The 18,967-nt window shown below is 61.4% G+C and carries 27 protein-coding genes and 1 pseudogene; 25 read left to right on the top strand and 3 right to left on the bottom strand.

Features of this window, described 5'->3' with window-relative positions; translation table 11 throughout:
- Position 1: 1 nt before the first annotated feature.
- On the bottom strand, positions 2-673 hold the full coding sequence (locus SAB01S_RS13540) for a hypothetical protein (protein WP_061934270.1): 672 nt from the start codon (positions 671-673) through the stop codon (positions 2-4).
- Positions 674-849: 176 nt separating this feature from the next.
- Here SAB01S_RS13540 and SAB01S_RS13535 point away from each other — a divergent pair, with 176 nt between their 5' ends.
- The 19 genes and pseudogenes from SAB01S_RS13535 to SAB01S_RS13455 all read left to right on the top strand — a co-directional run bounded on the left by SAB01S_RS13535 (position 850) and on the right by SAB01S_RS13455 (position 13,326).
- A complete protein-coding gene (locus SAB01S_RS13535) occupies positions 850-1,488 on the top strand; it encodes a hypothetical protein (RefSeq protein WP_061934272.1) in 639 nt (212 codons plus the stop codon).
- A 230-nt stretch (positions 1,489-1,718) separates the two neighbouring features.
- Positions 1,719-2,027 (top strand): hypothetical protein, encoded by a 309-nt coding sequence (locus SAB01S_RS18670; protein ID WP_169576416.1) that lies wholly within the window; start codon positions 1,719-1,721, stop codon positions 2,025-2,027.
- A 66-nt stretch (positions 2,028-2,093) separates the two neighbouring features.
- Entirely contained in the window at positions 2,094-3,326 is a 1,233-nt protein-coding gene (locus tag SAB01S_RS13525) for a site-specific integrase (RefSeq protein WP_048578767.1), read from the top strand.
- The gene (locus SAB01S_RS13520) at positions 3,323-4,681 is read left to right on the top strand and encodes a tyrosine-type recombinase/integrase (RefSeq protein WP_048578766.1); all 1,359 of its coding nucleotides are present in this window, start codon (positions 3,323-3,325) and stop codon (positions 4,679-4,681) included. The genes SAB01S_RS13525 and SAB01S_RS13520 overlap by 4 nt, the downstream gene beginning before the upstream one ends.
- The gene (locus SAB01S_RS13515; RefSeq protein ID WP_048578765.1) at positions 4,678-5,682 is read left to right on the top strand and encodes a tyrosine-type recombinase/integrase; all 1,005 of its coding nucleotides are present in this window, start codon (positions 4,678-4,680) and stop codon (positions 5,680-5,682) included. The genes SAB01S_RS13520 and SAB01S_RS13515 overlap by 4 nt, the downstream gene beginning before the upstream one ends.
- 107 nt (positions 5,683-5,789) lie before the next feature.
- Positions 5,790-6,662: a hypothetical protein gene (locus tag SAB01S_RS13510; protein ID WP_139111422.1), complete on the top strand. Its 873-nt coding sequence runs from the start codon at positions 5,790-5,792 to the stop codon at positions 6,660-6,662.
- 15 nt (positions 6,663-6,677) lie between these two features.
- Positions 6,678-6,914, top strand: coding sequence for a hypothetical protein (locus SAB01S_RS13505; protein WP_139111421.1), 237 nt, complete (start codon positions 6,678-6,680; stop codon positions 6,912-6,914).
- A 127-nt stretch (positions 6,915-7,041) separates the two neighbouring features.
- Positions 7,042-7,473, top strand: coding sequence for an antirestriction protein (locus SAB01S_RS13500; RefSeq protein WP_061939533.1), 432 nt, complete (start codon positions 7,042-7,044; stop codon positions 7,471-7,473).
- A gap of 56 nt (positions 7,474-7,529) precedes the next feature.
- Positions 7,530-9,215 (top strand): ATP-binding protein, encoded by a 1,686-nt coding sequence (locus SAB01S_RS13495; protein ID WP_061939532.1) that lies wholly within the window; start codon positions 7,530-7,532, stop codon positions 9,213-9,215.
- Positions 9,208-9,393, top strand: a complete 186-nt coding sequence (locus SAB01S_RS18155; RefSeq protein ID WP_062017400.1) for a hypothetical protein — start codon at positions 9,208-9,210, stop codon at positions 9,391-9,393. The genes SAB01S_RS13495 and SAB01S_RS18155 overlap by 8 nt, the downstream gene beginning before the upstream one ends.
- Positions 9,390-9,716: a hypothetical protein gene (locus tag SAB01S_RS13490; protein ID WP_061939530.1), complete on the top strand. Its 327-nt coding sequence runs from the start codon at positions 9,390-9,392 to the stop codon at positions 9,714-9,716. The genes SAB01S_RS18155 and SAB01S_RS13490 overlap by 4 nt, the downstream gene beginning before the upstream one ends.
- 147 nt (positions 9,717-9,863) lie before the next feature.
- Positions 9,864-10,337 carry a DUF736 domain-containing protein gene (locus SAB01S_RS13485; protein WP_062733593.1) on the top strand — a complete coding sequence of 158 codons (474 nt, stop codon included), beginning with the start codon at positions 9,864-9,866 and terminating at the stop codon, positions 10,335-10,337.
- Between the two features lie 86 nt (positions 10,338-10,423).
- Positions 10,424-10,651: pseudogene (locus tag SAB01S_RS18875) on the top strand (DUF6915 family protein); the annotation flags it as partial.
- Between the two features lie 32 nt (positions 10,652-10,683).
- A complete protein-coding gene (locus tag SAB01S_RS13480; protein WP_061939528.1) occupies positions 10,684-10,992 on the top strand; it encodes a DUF7673 family protein in 309 nt (102 codons plus the stop codon).
- A 46-nt stretch (positions 10,993-11,038) separates the two neighbouring features.
- Positions 11,039-11,233, top strand: a complete 195-nt coding sequence (locus tag SAB01S_RS13475) for a hypothetical protein (protein ID WP_061939526.1) — start codon at positions 11,039-11,041, stop codon at positions 11,231-11,233.
- Positions 11,234-11,386: 153 nt separating this feature from the next.
- Positions 11,387-11,653 carry an antitoxin gene (locus SAB01S_RS13470; protein WP_061939523.1) on the top strand — a complete coding sequence of 89 codons (267 nt, stop codon included), beginning with the start codon at positions 11,387-11,389 and terminating at the stop codon, positions 11,651-11,653.
- Positions 11,650-12,063: a type II toxin-antitoxin system VapC family toxin gene (locus SAB01S_RS13465; RefSeq protein ID WP_061939521.1), complete on the top strand. Its 414-nt coding sequence runs from the start codon at positions 11,650-11,652 to the stop codon at positions 12,061-12,063. Before SAB01S_RS13470 ends, SAB01S_RS13465 begins: the two co-directional genes overlap by 4 nt.
- Positions 12,064-12,615: 552 nt before the next feature.
- The gene (locus SAB01S_RS13460; protein ID WP_061939519.1) at positions 12,616-12,996 is read left to right on the top strand and encodes a single-stranded DNA-binding protein; all 381 of its coding nucleotides are present in this window, start codon (positions 12,616-12,618) and stop codon (positions 12,994-12,996) included.
- Positions 12,997-13,326, top strand: a complete 330-nt coding sequence (locus SAB01S_RS13455) for a hypothetical protein (RefSeq protein WP_061939517.1) — start codon at positions 12,997-12,999, stop codon at positions 13,324-13,326.
- A gap of 4 nt (positions 13,327-13,330) precedes the next feature.
- Here the strand turns inward: SAB01S_RS13455 and SAB01S_RS18495 are convergent, their stop codons facing one another.
- Together SAB01S_RS18495 and SAB01S_RS13445 are read right to left on the bottom strand one after the other, a co-directional pair.
- Positions 13,331-13,543, bottom strand: coding sequence for a hypothetical protein (locus tag SAB01S_RS18495; protein WP_157078345.1), 213 nt, complete (start codon positions 13,541-13,543; stop codon positions 13,331-13,333).
- A 127-nt stretch (positions 13,544-13,670) separates the two neighbouring features.
- Positions 13,671-14,207: a HEPN domain-containing protein gene (locus SAB01S_RS13445; RefSeq protein WP_061939513.1), complete on the bottom strand. Its 537-nt coding sequence runs from the start codon at positions 14,205-14,207 to the stop codon at positions 13,671-13,673.
- Positions 14,208-14,691: 484 nt separating this feature from the next.
- On the opposite strand from SAB01S_RS13445, the gene SAB01S_RS13440 reads away from it, so the two are divergent.
- The 6 genes from SAB01S_RS13440 to SAB01S_RS13415 all read left to right on the top strand — a co-directional run bounded on the left by SAB01S_RS13440 (position 14,692) and on the right by SAB01S_RS13415 (position 18,913).
- A complete protein-coding gene (locus SAB01S_RS13440) occupies positions 14,692-15,702 on the top strand; it encodes a DUF2493 domain-containing protein (RefSeq protein WP_061939511.1) in 1,011 nt (336 codons plus the stop codon).
- Between the two features lie 212 nt (positions 15,703-15,914).
- Positions 15,915-16,493: a hypothetical protein gene (locus SAB01S_RS13435; protein WP_061939509.1), complete on the top strand. Its 579-nt coding sequence runs from the start codon at positions 15,915-15,917 to the stop codon at positions 16,491-16,493.
- A 61-nt stretch (positions 16,494-16,554) separates the two neighbouring features.
- Positions 16,555-16,815 (top strand): CopG family ribbon-helix-helix protein, encoded by a 261-nt coding sequence (locus SAB01S_RS13430; RefSeq protein ID WP_061939507.1) that lies wholly within the window; start codon positions 16,555-16,557, stop codon positions 16,813-16,815.
- Positions 16,812-17,111, top strand: a complete 300-nt coding sequence (locus SAB01S_RS13425; RefSeq protein ID WP_061939505.1) for a type II toxin-antitoxin system RelE/ParE family toxin — start codon at positions 16,812-16,814, stop codon at positions 17,109-17,111. Before SAB01S_RS13430 ends, SAB01S_RS13425 begins: the two co-directional genes overlap by 4 nt.
- A 576-nt stretch (positions 17,112-17,687) precedes the next feature.
- On the top strand, positions 17,688-18,326 hold the full coding sequence (locus SAB01S_RS13420) for a peptidylprolyl isomerase (protein ID WP_061939541.1): 639 nt from the start codon (positions 17,688-17,690) through the stop codon (positions 18,324-18,326).
- A gap of 365 nt (positions 18,327-18,691) precedes the next feature.
- Entirely contained in the window at positions 18,692-18,913 is a 222-nt protein-coding gene (locus SAB01S_RS13415; protein ID WP_061939503.1) for a hypothetical protein, read from the top strand.
- Positions 18,914-18,967: the final 54 nt, after the last annotated feature.

Below are 18,967 nucleotides of genomic sequence, written 5' to 3'. Positions count from 1 at the left end.
GTCAGCCGTCATTATCATGTCCGTTCGCGCGCTCCCGTTTATCCTGGTCTGAACGATCCGAGGCGATCACGCGCACGCCCAACGCCTGGATGATCTGCATGACGTCAGGAGCGAGCTTCGCATCCTCCCACTCGGCTGCGCCGGACCATGGTTCCTCAGGCGAGACAGGGGTGAGCTCTCCGGACGAAAAGTCCATGAGATGGCCCGACTGAATGAAGTGATTCTGGAAGTCGCACTGATAGTCACCCAGGATCTGAACCGGGATTTGCTCATCGCCGGCCTGTCGCGCCGCAAACACCTCATGTTCACCGGCAAGGACGATATAGAGTGTTGGCAGTCGTGCGCCGCTGACGCGCATCACCTCGATGGGACCCGCGGGCCTTTCCTCGCGCCGCGCCGTGATGGCGCTGACCATGCGATTGTAGTTCCAGGGTTGCGCCAGCACATGGCGCGTTTCGACCTGTTGCGTGACCTGCCCTTCCAGCGATGTGCATTTGCCGGTGGTGGCGATCAGCGCTGCGGCCAAGCGATCGACCTGAAACGCCCCGCCGATCACCGTCAGCACGCCGGTTGAATTGAGCGCGGCGGAGCGATCATCGTCGGAGGCCAAGGGGGATACGCTGGGCAATCGCACGTCGATCGTCCCAGCCTGTATCAAATCGATCAAATTCATAACCACGGCATTGGCCCCCCGGCGCGACGCGGCGATGCTAATGTCGATCGCCCGCGCAAGCCATACTGCCGATGGGGTATGAACCGCAGAAAAACGGCTGCTGGCCCAGATCGGCAAAGAGGAGGGGGATCGAGGTGGAAGGAGCGCGCCCTGCGCTTGAAGCCGGAGACCCCATCATGAGCTACGATGTTGCCTTTCGCCACGCCCAGGCCCTTGATCCGAGCGGATGCACGACCATCGCCGCAACACTTCACGTGCTTGAAGCGGCGATCACCGATTGTCGCAACGCGGGCAAAGACATTGAGTGCGATCCTGCCGTCATTCTGTTGGCCCGCCATTTCAGCACCGTGTGCGCGAGCAAGGCCTCCGAGGCCGAGATGCGGCAGGCGTGCATGACGGAGATCGCCGCCATTCGCGGCAGCCCGACATTGCCCGTCCTTTGTCAGCGCGGCGTCGCGTATGACGCGCCGGCCAAACGCACCTTTCACGCCGAAGGGCGCCGCGCTCTGCTTCGCTTTGCCGATGCGTTGGGGCTTGCACCGGGGGCCTACAGCATTCGTTCCAACCCGGCGGGGCCGGCGGTATCGGGCGACATCACCCTGCATGGCCAAAATCTGTGGATGCAATTGTCGATCTCTCCTTTTGGCCCTGGCCATGAAATCTGCTTTCGTCGCGTGCGGGGCCGCGACGATCACATAGGAGAACGCAACCACTGGGCTTCGGTTCAGGAGCTGCTCACCCCGGACCGATTGGCTGACCGGGTTTGCCGCGACCTCAAGCTGCCCTGCTGCGCCAAGCCGCGTCTCGCCGTTTGACGGCGCCGGTCCGCCAACGCCTTCCCATCCTACGGATGATGGGGCTGCCGCGACCAGCCTGCTGGCGCATGCGACAATCAGGAACGCCACCCATGGACACCAAAAGCTTCATCGCATCCGATCCCGCCTGTTGGATCAGCCGAGGCCGAACCGCCGAGCATGCGGAAATGATCGCTGCCGCTTGGCGTGCCTATCCCGACCTCCCGAACGACGCCCCTCTGGATTTGCGCATGACCCGGACGCGCGAACGGGTGGTCGCCATGCGGCCAGTTACGAACGCGATTGCGCGTCAAACCGAATGCGAACGGCAGGCCCGCAATTTCGCCTTCACGCAAGCGAAGGTGGCACGGGGTGGCGGCACGCGACTTGATCAGGCTATTCTGATCGGCCGCACGGATCATGGCTATGACTGGAACGAGGCCGTGGAATTTGCCAATGGCTGGTATGCTTTATGCCCAGCTGCGCATAAGGCGTATTATCGCGAGGTTGGAATAATGCGAAGGAAGTCAGCTATGCACGAGAATTACGCCGTTTTCTAACCGCGTTGCTGCGCATTATTTTTGTTGCGAACGTCTCCGGTGTCTGAAACGACCGAGGAGACAAACGTGCTGAATATCCATGATGAGCTGATCGCTGACCTGTCCAGATCTTTGACCGAGAAGCGCTACAATCCAGTGGCTGCCCAGAACAATGTTCTCTACGCGTCCGAATTTCTGATTTATCTTTCGGAGATTGATCTGCCGATTGAGGTTGTGACCCCGTCACATGTCGATCAGTATATTCGGTATGCGACTGAGTGCTTCGAAGCCAAATATGGTCGGTATCCTTCGCCACGATGGGATAGGCTTCCCCGAACAGCGATTTGTAAAATCCTCAGCCTTGCACAGGGGCAATGGCCGCCGCAGTCAGAAGTTGCGGAGGAGTCCGCCAAGCTGCACGGTGATTTAGCTAATGGCTACAGAAGATGGATGGAAGACGAACGAGGATTTACCGATCAAACCGTTCGAGGAAATATGTGGGAAGCAAGAACCTTCCTTAAATGGCAATTGGACCGGGGGTCGGATAATAGCGTCTTATCGTTGAGTGTAAGTGACATAGACGCATATATGGACATGCGTAGCTCCAATATGAGCCGTAAATCGATTTCAGGAATTGCGGCGCGGCTCCGCTCGTTGCTCCGATACCTGTATCAAGCAAGGCTTGTTTTGACCGATCTTGCTCCCCTTGTCATCGGGCCGAGCATCTATGCCTATGAGGGCGTACCTTCGATAATCGATAGCACCCAGATCAGGGCCGTCCTGGAAGAAACTGCGAAGGACAAGTCGCCCCGGGGTTTGCGCGATTATGCCATACTCCAAATCCTGGCCACATATGGGCTCAGGGATCGTGAAATTGTTAGAATCTCAATAGATGACTTGGATTGGCGAGCGGCGACATTGCGCGTTAGCCACCGGAAAACAGGAACATTTTCTATTCTCCCACTATCCGATGCGGTCGGAGAGGCTTTAATCGAATATCTGCGGCATGGACGCCCGCAAGTAGAATCACGCAATATATTTGTTCTGGCGTTGGCGCCCTACACCCCGATGACGACTGTTTACAACGTGGCGTCGAGGCGATTGGCGGCGGCAGGCGTCCATCTGCCCGGCAGGCGAGGGCCGCATGTCTTTCGGCACGCGCGCGCGACCGAGTTGCTTCGCGCTTCGGTTCCGCAAAAGATCATTGGGGATCTGCTTGGGCATCGGTCGGTCGAATCCTCAAATACCTACCTCAAGCTTGCGACTGAGGATCTCAGGGGGGTGGCGCTTGAAGTACCGGGATCGGGGGTGCGGTCATGAGCGCGTGGCTGGATACCGACGATACAGTGGCCGAGGAATTTCTGAAGACGCGCAAATTGACGGAGAAGCGCTTCAGAGCTTATCGGTCCGTTATCCGCAGCTTTGAGCGAGTATCTCAAAGGCATCAGGCGTTAAGCCGCGAGATGCTCTCCGAATGGATGAGGGAGCGTAAGGTAAACTTTTGGCCGAAGTCGTCCCAGGTACAGGAAATACATATCGTCGACGACTTCATCGATTATCTGCTTAAACGTGGCCTGATTGACAAAAATCCCATTGCTGACCTTCGGTTAAAACATGGTGCAAGGGGCAATAGACCAGTGTGGCGGGCTATTGCGTCTCCAAATCCGGATGATGCCCTCGTGGCGCTTCGTCGGCCGGCTCCCTTCGGGAGCTTCTTGGGCGATTTTATGCAGAACCATGTGACGCTGATGCGCAATCGTGGTTACAAATACACGACAGAGGCGGACCTTCTGCTCAGATTTGATCGCTTTCTTCAGGCTAGTCCGCATTTGGCGGGAGAGAGTATTGAGAAGATGGTAGCCGCATGGGCGGCCGCCAAGCGCACACCGCATCACGCTGCACAATGCCAAAAAGCGGAGCGGATGCTCACCAAGGCCCGATATCGCATCGATGCAAAGATGCTCCCAAGACCGTGCGATCCGCGAGTTGGGCAACAGGTCGCGCGGATTTATCGGAAACCTCATATTCTCAGCCCTGGTGACGTACGGTTGATGCTCGACGTGTCACGCTCCTACTCGACGCGGACGTTTTCCTACCGTCCGCTATGTGCGCGGCACATGATAATTCTGGCCTATTGTGCTGGATTGCGCCGCGGGGAGATTGCCAGGCTGAATCTCGGCGACGTGGACTTCAATTCCGGGACGATCACGATCCGGGACACGAAGTTCTACAAGACCAGAATTCTACCTTTGTCCGACAGCGCCTTGAGCGAGCTGGGCGCTTTTGTCGACGCGAGACGAGGCGCCGGCGCCTCGCAAGATCCGCAGTCTGCGCTGTTCTGGCATGATCATCCGAGTGGCCGCCACAGCTCGTATATGGTCTCCAAAATGATCACCGAAGTCATGCGCCAAGCCGGGCTTAAACCTCTTTCTGGGAGGGCGGGGCCACGCGTTCATGATCTTCGGCACTCAATGGTCGTGAACCGGATTCTCGAATGGTACAGAACCGGCGTAAATCCTCAGGAAAGGCTGCGCTTCCTTTCCACCTATATGGGCCACCGCGACATCAATTCCACGCTGGTCTACATAACCGTCACGCGCGATCTCCTGCACGAAGCGAACGAGCGCTTCCGCGCCATTGGCATCCGATGCCTTAACCTGGAGGTGGCGTCATGAAAAAGGGCGATCCCTTTCCGACGTTGTTGCGAGCGTTCTTCCAGGAGTGGCTGGCTGAGCAACGCAACGCATCGATCCACACGATCCGGTCTTATCGGGATACCTGGAGGCTGTTGCTCCGATTCGTTGCAGAACGAAAGAAGAGCGTGGTCGCGCGGCTGACCTTGGCTGATATTTCAGCCAGCGAGGTGCGGGCGTTTCTCAATCATGCCGAGAATGAACGCAAAGGCACGATCGGCACACGCAATTGCCGGCTCTCCGCAATCCGTAGCTTTTTCAGCTTCGTATCGGGCAAGGACCCCGAGTTGATTGTTCATTGTGCGGAAGTTCTTGCGGTGCCGGTGAAACGGGAACCCACCTCTGCCCCGTTCTACCTCGAACCTAACGAGGTCGAGGCCATTCTTGCACAGCCTGACCGGTCAACTCTCGCGGGGCTTCGCGACCATGTGCTGCTTTCGTTTCTTTATAACACGGGAGCGCGTATCCAGGAGGCGCTGGACCTATGCCCAGACGCAATCCGGTTGGACGCCCCTAATTTCGTGCGGCTCTATGGGAAGGGCCAGAAGGAACGCATCTGCCCGCTTTGGCCGGAAACGGTCATGCTGCTCGAAACGCTGCTGGCAAGGCAGCCTCGAGCGCCCCATGAACGTATCTTCGTCAACCGCTATGGCGAGCCCTTGGGCGCCTCAGGGGTGCGGTTCAAGCTCGCCGCCTATGTGAAGGAAGCAGCGAAAACCGTACCGACCCTGCGATCGAAGCATATAACCCCGCACAGTTTTCGGCACGCGACGGCAGTTCATCTTGTTGCTGCCGGGGTCGATATCACTGTCATCCGCAGTTGGCTTGGCCACGTCAGCCTCGACACGACTAACCACTACGCCCAGGCCGATTTGGAAACGAAGCGCAAGGCGCTGGAGCGGGTTGGCGTTCCAGTAACAGGCACCGCTACTCCTTCGTGGAAACGAGAGGCCAGTTTGATGGAGTGGCTGGACACCCTGTAAATTAATGCGAAGGAGCGTGGCAAAATATGGCGGTTTTGCACTTATGTCCCGCGCTCCTTCGCATTATTACAACCTCGCGATAATATGCAGCGCAGGCCGGTTGGGATGTGCGCGGTCCCGTCAAACCGTTGGTTGGTTGTCCTGATCCACGGTTCGTTTCGGCCTATCATAAGGGCTTCCGCGAAGGCGGCGGCAATATCGACGATCTGTTCGATACTGCGCGGCGCGCCAATCTTGCCGTTCACCATAATGGCAGTGAAGCGCCGGCCAGGAAGGGTCATGCATCCCGGCCACTACCCTCGACCTGGCCACAGCCTTCCGATGCGGCCCGGCCGACGCCCTGGTCAAAGCGGCTTGTGCTGATGAGCGCCCGCGAGGCCGAGGAGGGTCTGGTCGACACGATCCGCCGGGCGCCAGGCGCGCATCAAGCGACCATCATCATGATCTGTCCGACGCGGGGATTCCGCAATGCGAACGATGCGGCGCAAGCTGGGTCGCTTGGAGACCTCCTCCGAGGCCGTGAATTTGAGGACATCCTGATCGCCGCGCAGGATCACGACCTGGCCGTTGCCGACGCCCATGCCGGCGCGCTGCCTCTGTGTCGAACCATGGAACGCTTGCGCCACACCAGGCTTCTCCAGCGCGCGCAATTGCGGACCTGGATCGCCCGAGGCCTTGAGGTGGGACAGGTCGCGGGCGCAGGGCATATCCGGTGGGGCAAGGCTATCAGCGGGCTTACCGGCCGGCTGGGTGAATTTACGGCGCGCTATGCTGGGCCTGCCCAGCCGCGAGGACACCGCATCGTCATCGAGGTCGATGGTGGTCGTCCGGCGACCGGCTATTTCGATGTCCAGGGTCAACCGCTCGATCCCGAGGCCGTGATCAGCAATCGAGCCCGGCTTCGCGCCGAAATGGCTGCGTTGCTGCGGTCATTTGCCGCCTCGACCCGGCTGCCCTGCATCCAGCCCTCACTCCTATGAATGGAAATCCATGCGATGCTGAACCAATTCCAGCGCATCTGCGCGCAAACCTATGACGGCGGCGATTTTGCGCATGTCGAAAATCTCGATGAGGCTGGCGCCTGCGGCGACACGCTGTTCGCGTTCCTGATGATCGAACTCTCTTCCCCAGAAGATTGTGACAGCCGTGACGAGGCCGTCCGGCGGCTCGAAGTGGCCATCGACAATGTCAAAGCCGTGATTGCCGTCCTCAAATCCTCGGAGTCTCACTGAGCGGTAATCGGCAAAGGAGAGGGCGCCAGTCCGTCGGGCATCCGATTCAAGAGGAGGGGGAACGGGACAGGCGGTTTCGAGGCCGGGAAAGGTGCTCGGCGCTGAACCTTTCCTCTGGAGAACCCTCATGTCCGATATCGCCCCGAATGCCGCCTTCCGCGCTGCCAGCCTCGTGCCCGACGAGAGGCGCATCAACTTCATCCCGACGCTGTTTGGCCGACGTCATTTCTTCAAGGGCGAAACGCTGCTCTACACTTTCATGCAGTCGCTTTCGCCCGATTATAGCGGCGGATATTGGCAGTTCTTCGAGGTCGGTCACCAACCGCTCTATCTCGCTCCGAACGGTCGGGATCGGTTCCGGATCCGATGCGGCAGCAACGGCTATGATGGCGAGGTCTCTGCAGACGCAGCCGGGATCATCGCAACGCTTTTCACCTTCTCCTATCTCTCGTTCGAATTCGACGATGACGACGACCACATTGCACAGGCCTTCCACCGGCTGCGCGATCATGCGCTCGACCATCCCGAGGCGGCGGAGATCTTCAGCGCGATCGACTAAGGCGAAAAGGGGAGTGGGAACAGGGGCCGGGAGCAAATCCGCTCCGAGGAGTTCCCATGTCCCTTCCCGCTATCATCCGCAGCGAGATCGACCCTGCGGCGATCGCCAAGGTCACGCGTCTGTTCAACAACACGCTCGGCGATGTGCTCGCCGAGCTTTTGCAGAACGCCCGCCGCGCGGGTGCCACAGTTGTCGACCTCGAGGTTCATACCATCGGCGACGATGTCTGGCTTTCGGTGAATGACGATGGTGCCGGCATAGCTGATCCCGCCGTAATACTCGCGCTGGGCCGCTCGGGCTGGAACGACGACATTGCAAAGCGTGAGGATCCGGCCGGCATGGGCGTGTTCAGCCTCGCGGGCCGCGATGTCGAGGTCCAGTCCTGCGCGAATGACGAAGGGGCGGGCTGGATAGTGCGTGTCGCCGCCGACGCGTGGGAAGCCCGCTCTCCGGTCGCCGTTGCTTCGCTCAACCGATCGCGCGGCACCACGATCCGGTTTCAGCTCGATATGCGTTGGAAGGAATCGCTCGACGCGGCAGCGAAGTCAGCTGCACTCTATTGTCCATTGCCGGTGCGCCTTCGCGGCATTTCGCTCCATCAGGAGGACTGGCTTGCCGGCGCCGAGGTTGTGGTCGAGGAGGCCGGCGTGCGCATTGGCCTGTTCAACGACCTGCGCGCGACGCGGTTCAGTCCCTGCGTCAATTTCCATGGAGTCATCGTCGCGACCGCTTTGCCATCGGTCGGCGAAAAGCGGCGCAACTGGTGGGCCCGTGTCGATATCGTCGATGCGCCTGACCTTCAGCTTGTTCTGCCGGCGCGCAAGGAGATGGTCGAGAACGCCGCGCTTGACGCGCTGCGCGACAGGGTTCGTTGCGTCATCTATCGCCATATTCAATCGCTCGGCACCCATCGCCTAGCCCACGAACAATGGCGCGAGGCCGCAGCACTCGGCATCGCGCTTCCCGAGGCCGAGCCGCTACTTCGACCCTGGTCGCCCGCGACCGCCGACCCTCACAATTGTTCCGCAGCCAGCGGCGAGCGCATTGCAAGTGAAGACCACATCATTGTCGACAGTTTCGAACCGGCCTTCGAGCAATGCGCGGCTTTTGCACTCGGCAAGCACGGCGGCTACGAGGGTCGACTGGCAGAGCCCGACGACACGATGGCGGGCTATAGCTGGTACAATTGCTTGCCGCACATCGCGGTGTTGCGGTTCGAGATAGAGCGGGACGGCGCGACGGCAATACTTGATCCCGGTGAATTTCCCGGCCTCGACAGTGGCACCGTCAATCGCCTCACTCTGGTGCTCGAGTTTAGCGGTGAAGAGGCGGACCAGATCCGGATCCCCGCGCCGGTCGCCATCGAATATGACGAACGTACGCACTGGAGCTTTGAGGAAGCCCGCATTCTGCTCGCGTCACGCGATGCCCTTACACCGGCCGAACTTGTCGACCTTCTTGAAGGGGCCTGCTTCAGCCCAAGCGACGATCGTGATGCCGACAGCTGGGACACCCAGCACAGCCGGTTCCTGCTTGATGCCCAGGAGATGGCGACCCGGTTGCTCCTGGGCGACGACGCGGCGCTGATCGAGCGCCTCCACGCCATTCTCGCCTATCGCGCGCAATGGTTTGTGCCGGAGGGCCGGCGTTTTGCGATTGTGCTTGCCCGCGACACGATCAATATCGGCCTCGAGCCTGCACAAGAGAACAAGCGGACAGTGGCTGGGGACGCCAATGCCTGACATCAAATCCGCGACGCCTGCCGACCGGGACGCTGTCCTCGCCGGAACCATGTATCTGCGGCTCGCACGTAAGCTGCTCGTCGAGGCGGGGCTCCCGCGCGCCGCAGCAGCCGTCCGCAAAAGCCCCGACGGTGCGGTGCGCCATATCGATCAACGCCTACGCAGGAGTCCATCATGAGCCGATACGACCTCAAGCCCAAGGCCGGCAGCGGCGCGTGTCGCGTCGTCGTCGGATGGGACCGACCGCTCCAAACCTTCTTCGCCCAAGTCTTCACTCCGACCGAGAACGAGCCGGACGAGGGTGAGGCAACGATCTGGCTCGGCACGGAACCGGGAGAATTGTCGACGCCCGAGGCCGCGATCGCCATTATTGCCCCCTACACGGAGATACCCAATGGTCTCGCGGCCGAACTCGAAGCCGACATGCGCGCAAGCATCGGCGTAAAAGACGGTGCGTACCAGGCTGAGGCCAAGCGCGGTTTATTCGGCTCGCTCCACTGACCGGGAACCTCGACCCCGAGGCCGCGAAGTGCGGACCTCGGATTGGGGCGCTAACGCGCCTGCTCGGCCGAACGGCCGAGGAGAGGAGGGGGAGGGAGGAAGGTGTCTCGGACACGGGAGTTCGAGCCATCATCCAGGAGAATCCCCATGAACATCGGTTCCATCAAGCAGAATGACGCCGGCATCCACGTCGGCAAGATCGCGACGCTCACGATCGCCATGACCATTGCACTGCGTGAGCTCCACTCCTCCAATCCCAAGGCGCCCAAGTACGAAGTGCTGGCGCTTTCCGCCTCACGGGCATGGGTGCAGGTCGGCGCGCTCTTCGAACTCTTCTCGAACGGCACCGGCGAGGCCTTCCTCAACGGCAAGATCGAGGATCCGAGCCTGGCCGCGCCGCTCTACATCTCAGCGTTCCGCCAAGACGACGGCAGCTACAACATCGTCTGGTCCCGCCCGACCCGCCGCCGCGATCTCGCGGCCGAAATGGCGGCCAAGGCGGACGACAGCCTGCCGCCACTGCCCGGTGAAGGCGCCGAAGCCAGCGTGGGCGAGGCGGCGCGCGAACGCACCGAGGCCGGCCTCGGCCAGTCGTCGAGCGAACACGCTTTCGCGGGCTGATCCTTCGCACCCTCAATAGGGCCCTCGCTCCGCATAGGGGCGGGGGCCTTTTCTCGTTTCCGCGCGGCCCCCGGCCGACGAGGGGAGGGCATATAAAGGCCGAGACGGTATTCGGGGTCACCATCACGAACAGTGACCAGCCCGAGGTGCCGGTGCGCCTTATCGGCGAACAACATGTGGTTGAAGATCTGGGCCGCATTCCCTCGTTCGCCGATTGGGTCCGGCTCATACAGCCGCTGCCCTGGATCCTTCGCGGCAATCCCGCCCGCTCGCCCGGCCTCGATTCTTCCTTGCAAAGGACGGCTAAGGCATGATCCTCCTGGCAATATGATGGAGTGTAAGGTCGATGGAAGAAGGTCCCTTTGGCAAACGAGCCGCGACCGCGGCCCTTGATCGGTTGATCGAGATTGCCCGGTGTGACACCGGGCAGTCCCGCCGGGTCGCCAATTTCCTCCTGGCCTGGTGGAACGGCGATGATTGTGGACATTTTCCCATCGCCGACCTTTTTGGTGTCGATGCCACGATCGCGACCCATATGACGACGATCATCGGCTTTCTCGGCCAACACGAAGGCGCGATCTATCCAGATGCCTTCGGGCGAAAAACCGACATGGTCGAGCTCGTCCAGCGCTGGCGGCAATTTGACGGCGATTAGCACGCCTGGCTCCCGGTAGAGCAGCATTTCTGCTATTACGCGACTCATGGCCGAGCTTGATCCCCACACATTGCGGGTGGCTGCATCGCTCATCCGCTTACGCATCGCCAACCTCCATCGCGACCCGCGTATGGACGGGCTGCAGCGCCTCGGCGCCCATCGCACCTTGACCCAGCTCGCCATCGATATCGAGGCATCAGCCGACCATGTCGGCCGGACCCGGCGCCGCAAGACGATCTAACGCCCCCCGCGCTTGGCGCGCGGACCGATTGTCTTCCCTACCTCGCCCAGGTTGGACTCAGAATGTCGGCGCCCCGACTGCGCCGATGGTCAGCGTCGGCCTTGAACGGCTTATCATTTATGTATATGTTGATGTATATGCAAAGGAGGCTTCATGGATCCCCGACGTTCCGATCCCACGCCCGCACGTGAGGCAAAGCTGTTTCGCAACAACAAGAGCCAGGCTGTGCGTATTCCTGCGGATTTCGAACTCCCCGGGACAAGTGTCATGATTTATCGCGACGGCGCCCGCCTTATCATCGAGCCGATCCGCCGGAAGAATATCCTGGAGGTTCTCGCCAGTCTCGAACCGCTGGGACCTGACGATCAATTCCCCGATATCGACGACACGCTGTTGCCGGCCAAGGCGATCGACCTGTGAGCAGCCTCTATATGCTCGACACCAATATCATCTCCGAACTGGCTCGCAATCCTCACGGCGGTGTCGCAAAGCGCATTGCCGAGGTTGGGCCGGATGCCATTTGCGTCAGCATCGTTACCGCGGCGGAACTGCGCTACGGTTGCGCCAAAAAGGGGTCGCCGAGGCTGCTCGCGCAAATCGACGCCATTCTCGACAGCGTCCAAATTCTCGCCCTCGATGTGCCGGCCGATACAGAATATGGCGGAATTCGCGCTGAGCTCGAAGCTGCCGGGAAGCCCATTGGACCCAACGATCTCTTCATCGCCGCGCACGCCTATGCTTTGGACGCAACGCTCGTGACAGCCAACATGGGCGAGTTCTCGCGCGTACGCGCGCTCAAAGTGGAGAACTGGATCACAGACCCACATTGATCGCAGCGAGCCGATGCGTCGCCGTGCTGGGCGTCTACAGCCTGTGATCTGCACTGCTCATTTTGGACCACCGAGGCCGCGAGGGCTTTCGCGGCCGACGGTCACGCCGCGTGCGCCTTCCGCGCGCCTTGCTGCAATACCGGAGACCGCCCGCCTTGGTAGAACATCGCGGCACCCGGCCAGCCTGTTCCCGCCTTGCCACGCGCGCCTTGCGCGGGTTGTGCAACGAAGAGGCAGCGACTAACCGCATCGGCGCCTGGTCGCGGCCGTCCAAAATCCGGCCGTCTTCCTCATACCTCTCGTTCCCGTCAGTCCTGTCCCGATGGGCCATCCGGCCACCCGCTTGAAGGGATGAACACTACGCCCGTGCGGGGCCGGCGCAACCCGCGATCTTCCGGCCGTGTTGAGGCCTGACGGCCTCTGCCCGCACCACCCGGAAGATCGCAGGTTCCCCTGCGCTGACGCTTCGGTGCGCCAGCCCCTCATGCCCGGGCTTCGTCGTCTTTTCATCCCAGCGGGATCGGCCCGCTGGCGCAAAGGAAGGACAGCATCATGAACAAGGTTTTTCTCTCAGGCCGGATCACCTCGGACATCAGCCGCTTCGGCACCGACAGCAAGGGCGGCGTAAGCTTCTCCCTCGTCACCAGCAAGCCCGTCATCAAGGACGGCCAGGTCCAAAAAGGCGACAACGGCTACACCGAAACCTACGACGAATTCCACACCGTCAAAGCGTTCAACGGCCTAGGCAAGTCGGTCGCCAACCACAAGAAGAAGGGCGACAAGCTCATGGTCGTCGGCGAAATCCGCTACAGCCGCAACGAGCGGGACGGCCGTACCTTCTACAACACCGACATCGTCGCTGAGGAAATCGAGTTCTTCTGGCCCCGGACGGGCGGCCCTCGGGCCGCCCCCTCATCTTCACGGAGACGATAGATGTTTCAGCTTGCCAGCTTTGAAGAGATCGCCGGGGTCGCCCACCGGATCGAAATCCTCAACCCCCATCTGGTCGCCCGCATCCGCCGGGCTGCCGACCAGCTCAACCGTCATGAAATCGCCGCGCATCTCGCCGGCGCGATCACCGAGGCTGCGGACGCCGCCCATATCCGGTCGTTCGAGGAAGCCCAGTTCGGCGAAGCCAGCGCCGATGCGATCGTTGATTGTGAATATCATGACGAGCTCGCCGCCGCCTGGTCGCTGGTGGCCGCCGAACATCAGCTCGTCTGCCCCGATCTCCTCCTCTCCTACGACGGGTCGGTCCACTGACCCGTCACACGCCTCCCGGCGAGTCCACCCCTGGGCTCGCCGTTCCTGCATTGCCCGTGTTGAGGATCATGCCATGATCATCCTGTCCGCCCACGTCGAAGGTCCGGTCGTTATCGAAAACGTCTGTGACGAAGCCGCCAAGCTGTGCAATCGCCTCGGCATTGGCCTTGACCTCACCATAGGCGAACACAAACTGAGCGTTCGCGCCGGCAATCATCCTTACAATCTCAAGCGCGCCTATGAACGGGCGGAACGCGCCGCGGCCGCGCGGGAAGCATAGCAGCGTTTAGCCACGCGCCTGACCCCGCCAGCGACAGCATCGGGACGCGAAGCCATCGACTGGATCAGGCCGATGTGACGACAGGCGCCGCCCCGCGGGCCGGGACCGTTGACGGTCCCGGCCTCGCCGGTGGAGCGGCCGTTGCCGGCGCAGCGTTCGCCTTGTCGAGCGCGCCTGCGACCTTGATGGCGACCTCGTCGAGCGTCGCCATCAGGCGATTGAGCTGGGACAAGTCGCCGCTCAGTTCGGGGCCATAGCGGATCGAGAGATATTCTCGGCCTTCGCTTAGTTTGCCGAGATGGTCGAGCGTGCGTTGGCGCAGCCGCAGGGCGGATACCGCGGGGTTCGCTGTGCGCTTGCGCAGGTCATGCTGGTAGCCTCTGATCTCGGCTGGCTTCACGCCGCGCGCCAGCAGCAACGCGTTGAGGTAAAGCTCGATTGCCTGGATTGCCGTCATCCGCGCGGGCGCCCAGCTCGAAGGATTGCCGCGCTTGCCTCGGCCCATCAGATCATGTGCCACGCCGCGATACTCGTCGGCGAGCTGCCTGATATCGTTCGGTGTCGCGACTTCGCCTGGATAGGCTTTCGATTCCCCCTGCATCACCTCAGTCTATGATCGACGCTGAAAAGTTCCAACGATGTTCCGACGCAGAAATAGCCGTCTGCGCGTTCGGCGCATCCCGCCCCGCGCAGCGCGCCGGACGGGACCGGGGCTCTATTCGCTAAGCCGCCGCCGGCCTGTGGCCGACCCCGGCTAACCTCACGGAGCCGCGCGAGCGCGTCTCCGCCCATCCGGGTCACGATCCCCTTGCGGGATGGTGACGCAGGGTGAGGTTATACACCCCTATTCCTCTCTTGTGTCTGCCTAGTGTGGCATGCGGGGTTGGCGGTCCGTCAAGCATGAGCGGTCCCCCCAATTTTCAGCCCGATGCCGCTGGCGCGGCTCCGTCAGAAAATCGGCTCCCCCGCTCCCCGCGTGGCGGCGGCGACGGCAAGCCGGTCGCCGTGCCTGACCTCCCTGACCACCGCATGCCCTGAGGCAAGCCTCATCGAACGGATGAGACATCCAATCCTTGGAGGCTCAAATGACCAACAGTTTCTCGAACTTCGCCGATCTCGCCAGCCACATCGCCACCGAAACGGGTACGGACGAACGCAGTTCGCTCTACGCCGACGCCTTTCTCGAGCATGACGAGCGCGCGAAGCTCTCGCCGGTCGACGAGAGCGAGCAGCTCGAAATGCCAGATCCTGACCAAGCCCGCGCGGCAGTCGAGATGGTGATGGCGACGTTGTTCGACGTGTTCCGCGATACCCGTCTCGAACCCTTCGCGGGCGACCTCGCCTGGGGCTTCGTCAACAGCTTCCATGTCGTGGCGAAGCGCATCAACGACCGCGAAGACGATGCCGCCAAGGAACTCGGCGACCTCGCGCGCAGCTTCGATCCCAGCGAAATCTACGCTTCCCAGATCGAAGAAGCGCAGATGCTCTGCCAGACCCTTCAAGGGTGCCGCGACGCCATGGAATGCATGCGCGACCATGCGGCAGAGGTCTACCGTGTGGAGACCGGACGCCCCTACGCGCCGACGCGTGGCAGCCGGGTTTCGAAGGGCGTCACCGCATCGATGATCGAAGCCCGCGACTTCCTTGCAGCGCGTGGCCGGGAACGCCGCGAGCAGTTCAGTCCCGAAGGCCCCATCGTCGCCTTCTCGGGCGGCCAGCAGTGGGAAGATCATGACCTGCTCTGGAAGGGTCTGGACTCTATCAAAGCCCGAATTCCGGAGATGGTGCTCGCAACAACCGCGCAGGCGAAAGGCTGCGACGCCATCGCTCAGGCATGGGCGGCAGCGCGAGGCGTGAAGGTCATCATGTTCCGACTGGATCGAAGGTTGGGCGCCAAGGCCGCGTTCGTGCGCAACGATCGCCTGTTGGCCCTCAAGCCGGTTGAAGCCGTGGTCTGCGAAGGCAGCGGCATCCAGATGAACCTCGCACAGAAGCTGCGGCAGGCAGGTGTCCCTTTGCATGTCGTGAAGCTCGCCCATCAGACCGTCCGCCCGACGCCGCAGCGCATGGCCGCTCGGGTTCGCCAGGGGCGCTGACGCCTCGGTTCCGAGAGGCTCCGGCCAAGGCCGGGGCCTCTTGTCCCTCTCCTTGCTTGATCATGCGGCGCTCAGGGGCATCGAACCCCTTCGACGCCGCTTCGAGGCGGCACCCCGTCCGACGGTTTTGCTTCTGGTGGGCACCATGAACGGCTTTCCCAGAGCAAAGAGAAAAGGGGGCGCGGCAAAGCGGACCAACAAGGGAGGACAAGATGTCCATCAGATTCCGCATCGCTACCAATTCCGATGACGGCGCCTTTCGGCACGCCACGATCTCCGCGCGGCAGCTCGCGGCCTTTCGACAGTTGCTTCGAGAGCAAGGCGATCGTCTCGGAACCGTGCTGCTCGACCCGGAAAACGGGCAGCATAATTTCCTCTCCTACCAGTTCGATGCGTGCATCTGCCCCATCGCGCTCGCCACCATCTGCACTCTGTTCGACCATGATCCCGATGTGGTCGCGGTGATGGAAGAGGCCCAATTTCGGCAGCGCCGCGTGACCATCTATCCCGGCCTCCATTCGCGCGACATTCGGGTGCGCGTGTCCCTGACCTCCGACGCCGGGCTGGAACTCGATCTGGCTTCCACCGATGCCCACGCGCTGCTCGCAAGCCTTGGCCTTTCGCCCGATGATGTTGGTGAAATTGGCATCGAACCGATCAGGGAGCGGCTCGCCCATCCGGCGGTGCGTCGGCGCTGCCTGGAGACGGGTGTCGCCGCCAATGCCGAACGCCTGACGCACCTCCTTGTCCTTGCCGACATGGATGAAACGGCGCGCCTGGAATGGGCATAATCGCCCAAGAGATGACAAAGTGATGCGTTTGTGCTAGCTTGTGTACAACGGAGAAAACCGCATGACTGCAACCACGACGATGACGATCCGCGTAAGCGAAGAAACCCGCGCAAAACTTGACCGTCTTGCCAGTGGAATGCGACGGAGCCGGTCCTTTCTGGCGGCAGAAGCCCTGACCGCTTATGTCGAACGCGAACTCCAGATCATCGAGGGCATTCAGCGCGGCCTGGCTGACGTCGAAAACGGGCGAACCATTCCGCACGACGAAGCCATGGACCAGCTCGATGCCATGATCGAGGGTATGCGGTCGCCTAAGCAGTGAGGCGTGTCCAATGGTCGCTTGCCGCGCTGGAAGACTTTCGGCGGCAGATCGCCCATATTGCCGCCGATGATCCCGACGCTGCCGCCAAGGTCGCGCGGCGTATCCGTGAAACAGGCGCTGCGCTCGGTGATTTCGCAACCGGTCATCCAGGCCGCGTTGCCGGCACCTACGAGAAAAGCGTGACCGGCTATCGATATATTATCGCCTATGCCCTGACCAATGATCAGACCGTGGTCTCAATCCTTCATGTCATTCACGCCTCGCGCGACTGGCAGGACGAACGCTGGCCAGAATAGGGCGACCGAGCATAGTCGAGCAGCCGCGCATGTTGGCTATGAATCCCCGCTCGAGCGCGAACGCAGATCACCATGTCGATCTGTGATTTGTCACCGCTATCGCTATAGCTACGGAAGGCACTAGCGGGGGCGCAGATACCGGGTTGTGGCTAATGCGACCGTCATCGTCAGACCGGCTCGCGCGCATGTTGCACGGTCCCTGCGAACCCCGCGCCGAACCGCCTTGCCGGCGCTTCCACAGCTAAAGAGGATCTCTCACAGACTTCCATTATGCGGTGCTTTGCTGTTAACCCCGAACCCCGCAGGGTGTTCGGGGGCAAAGCAGCAGGCTCTCACATCTCGGCATCAGACGAGACTTCATCGCCAAAGCATGACGCTGGGTGTCGATCGGCCGTCAAGGATCAGCGGTCCCCCCAATTTTGCCGCCGCCTCGCTGCGCTCTGCAGCAACAAAATCGGCTCCCCCGCTGCCCGCTTCGCGGCGACTTCGTCGTCCCTGACCGCCTCAACACCGCGTCCCAGATGCCTTCATCCTCATCCGATGGAGATGGGGAGCACCTACGTAATGGAGGCTCACATGACCAATACAAAATCCCAAAGCGTTCGCATCGTCGCTTCACACGAACCGGGCTACTGGCCGGCGCAAGCTACCGGCTTCCGCCTTATTCGTCTCCTCGAAAAATATCTCGCCCTATCCCAGACCTGTGCACGCTCAATCGGCGTCGCCAGAACTTGCATCGAACGGGATTTCTTCAGGGCCGAATATGACCGGCTCTACCGCTTAAGCGGCCGTATCGCACACCAGGTCGCCCGCTCGAACGGCTATACAATCTTACGAGCGCTCGCCGTCGACAGCCCGGCATACCGCGTGGTCATACAACGCCAACACATCCTACTGTCCACGGATTCGCGCTTCGAGGACACACCGCAATTTATCGCTTTGGAGAAGTTCCGAGCGGACGCCGAGCGCCTCGCCGAGGCGGAGATGCGGGCCACCGCAGGCGCTACCTTTGAACTCTACGCCCGCCAGTTCAGTGAGCAATGTGCGCGCTACATCGACCGGCTTGATCCGAACCTCCAGCGCTATGCCGTCGTGATTGCGAATGACCACGGTTACGTCGAGGACGAAGAAGAGCGTTACGCCGACTTTGGTGCCGATCTATGCTCCCTCACCGGCATCGACGAACAATATTGCCACTGCGGACGTCACCCCTGACGGCAGCGGGGACCGGGCTTCGCGCTCGGTCCAATTCCTTCTTCAACGCGGACCTATTTCCTGCTCGCTCGCGTGTCGCACGGTCCCTTTGGACCGCGCGGCGCTACGCCTTGCCGGAGCTTCCACAGGAAAGGAAAATCTCTCACAGACTTCCTATTATGTCGTGCGGGCCGGCGCCGCGTGCAAGGATGAGCGGTGCCCCCAATTTTGCCGCGGCCTACGCTCCGCTTCGCTGCGCTCCACCCCCGACAAAATCGGCACCCCCACTCCCCGCTGCGCGGCGCGGGGCTGTGCCCCGCGTCCTTGACCCGACCCCGACCCGCACGACGCCCATGCCCTGTCATTCAAGACGACAGGAGGACGCCATGCAGATCACATCGACCTATGCGCTTGCCGATCACGCCGCCTTCACCGCCGCTGTTGCCAATGCGCAGCGCCGCGCGCTCCACAGCTTCTTCGACCAGCACGTTATAGAGGAAGAAGGCGCCTACATCACCATCGACGAAGGGGATTATGACGCCCTGCCGATGACGATCATCGACCGGGTGGTCCATACAGTGCCCAGCGCCATGACAGACGAATATTGAAGACAGGGGAGGGCCTCATGGCTCTCCCCCCAATTTTATGTTTCGAGATGTGGA

The sequence above is a fragment of the Sphingobium abikonense NBRC 16140 genome (assembly GCF_001598335.1).
Classification (GTDB): Bacteria; Pseudomonadota; Alphaproteobacteria; order Sphingomonadales; family Sphingomonadaceae; genus Sphingobium; species Sphingobium abikonense.
This window is presented reverse-complemented; position numbering and strand designations above follow the sequence as displayed.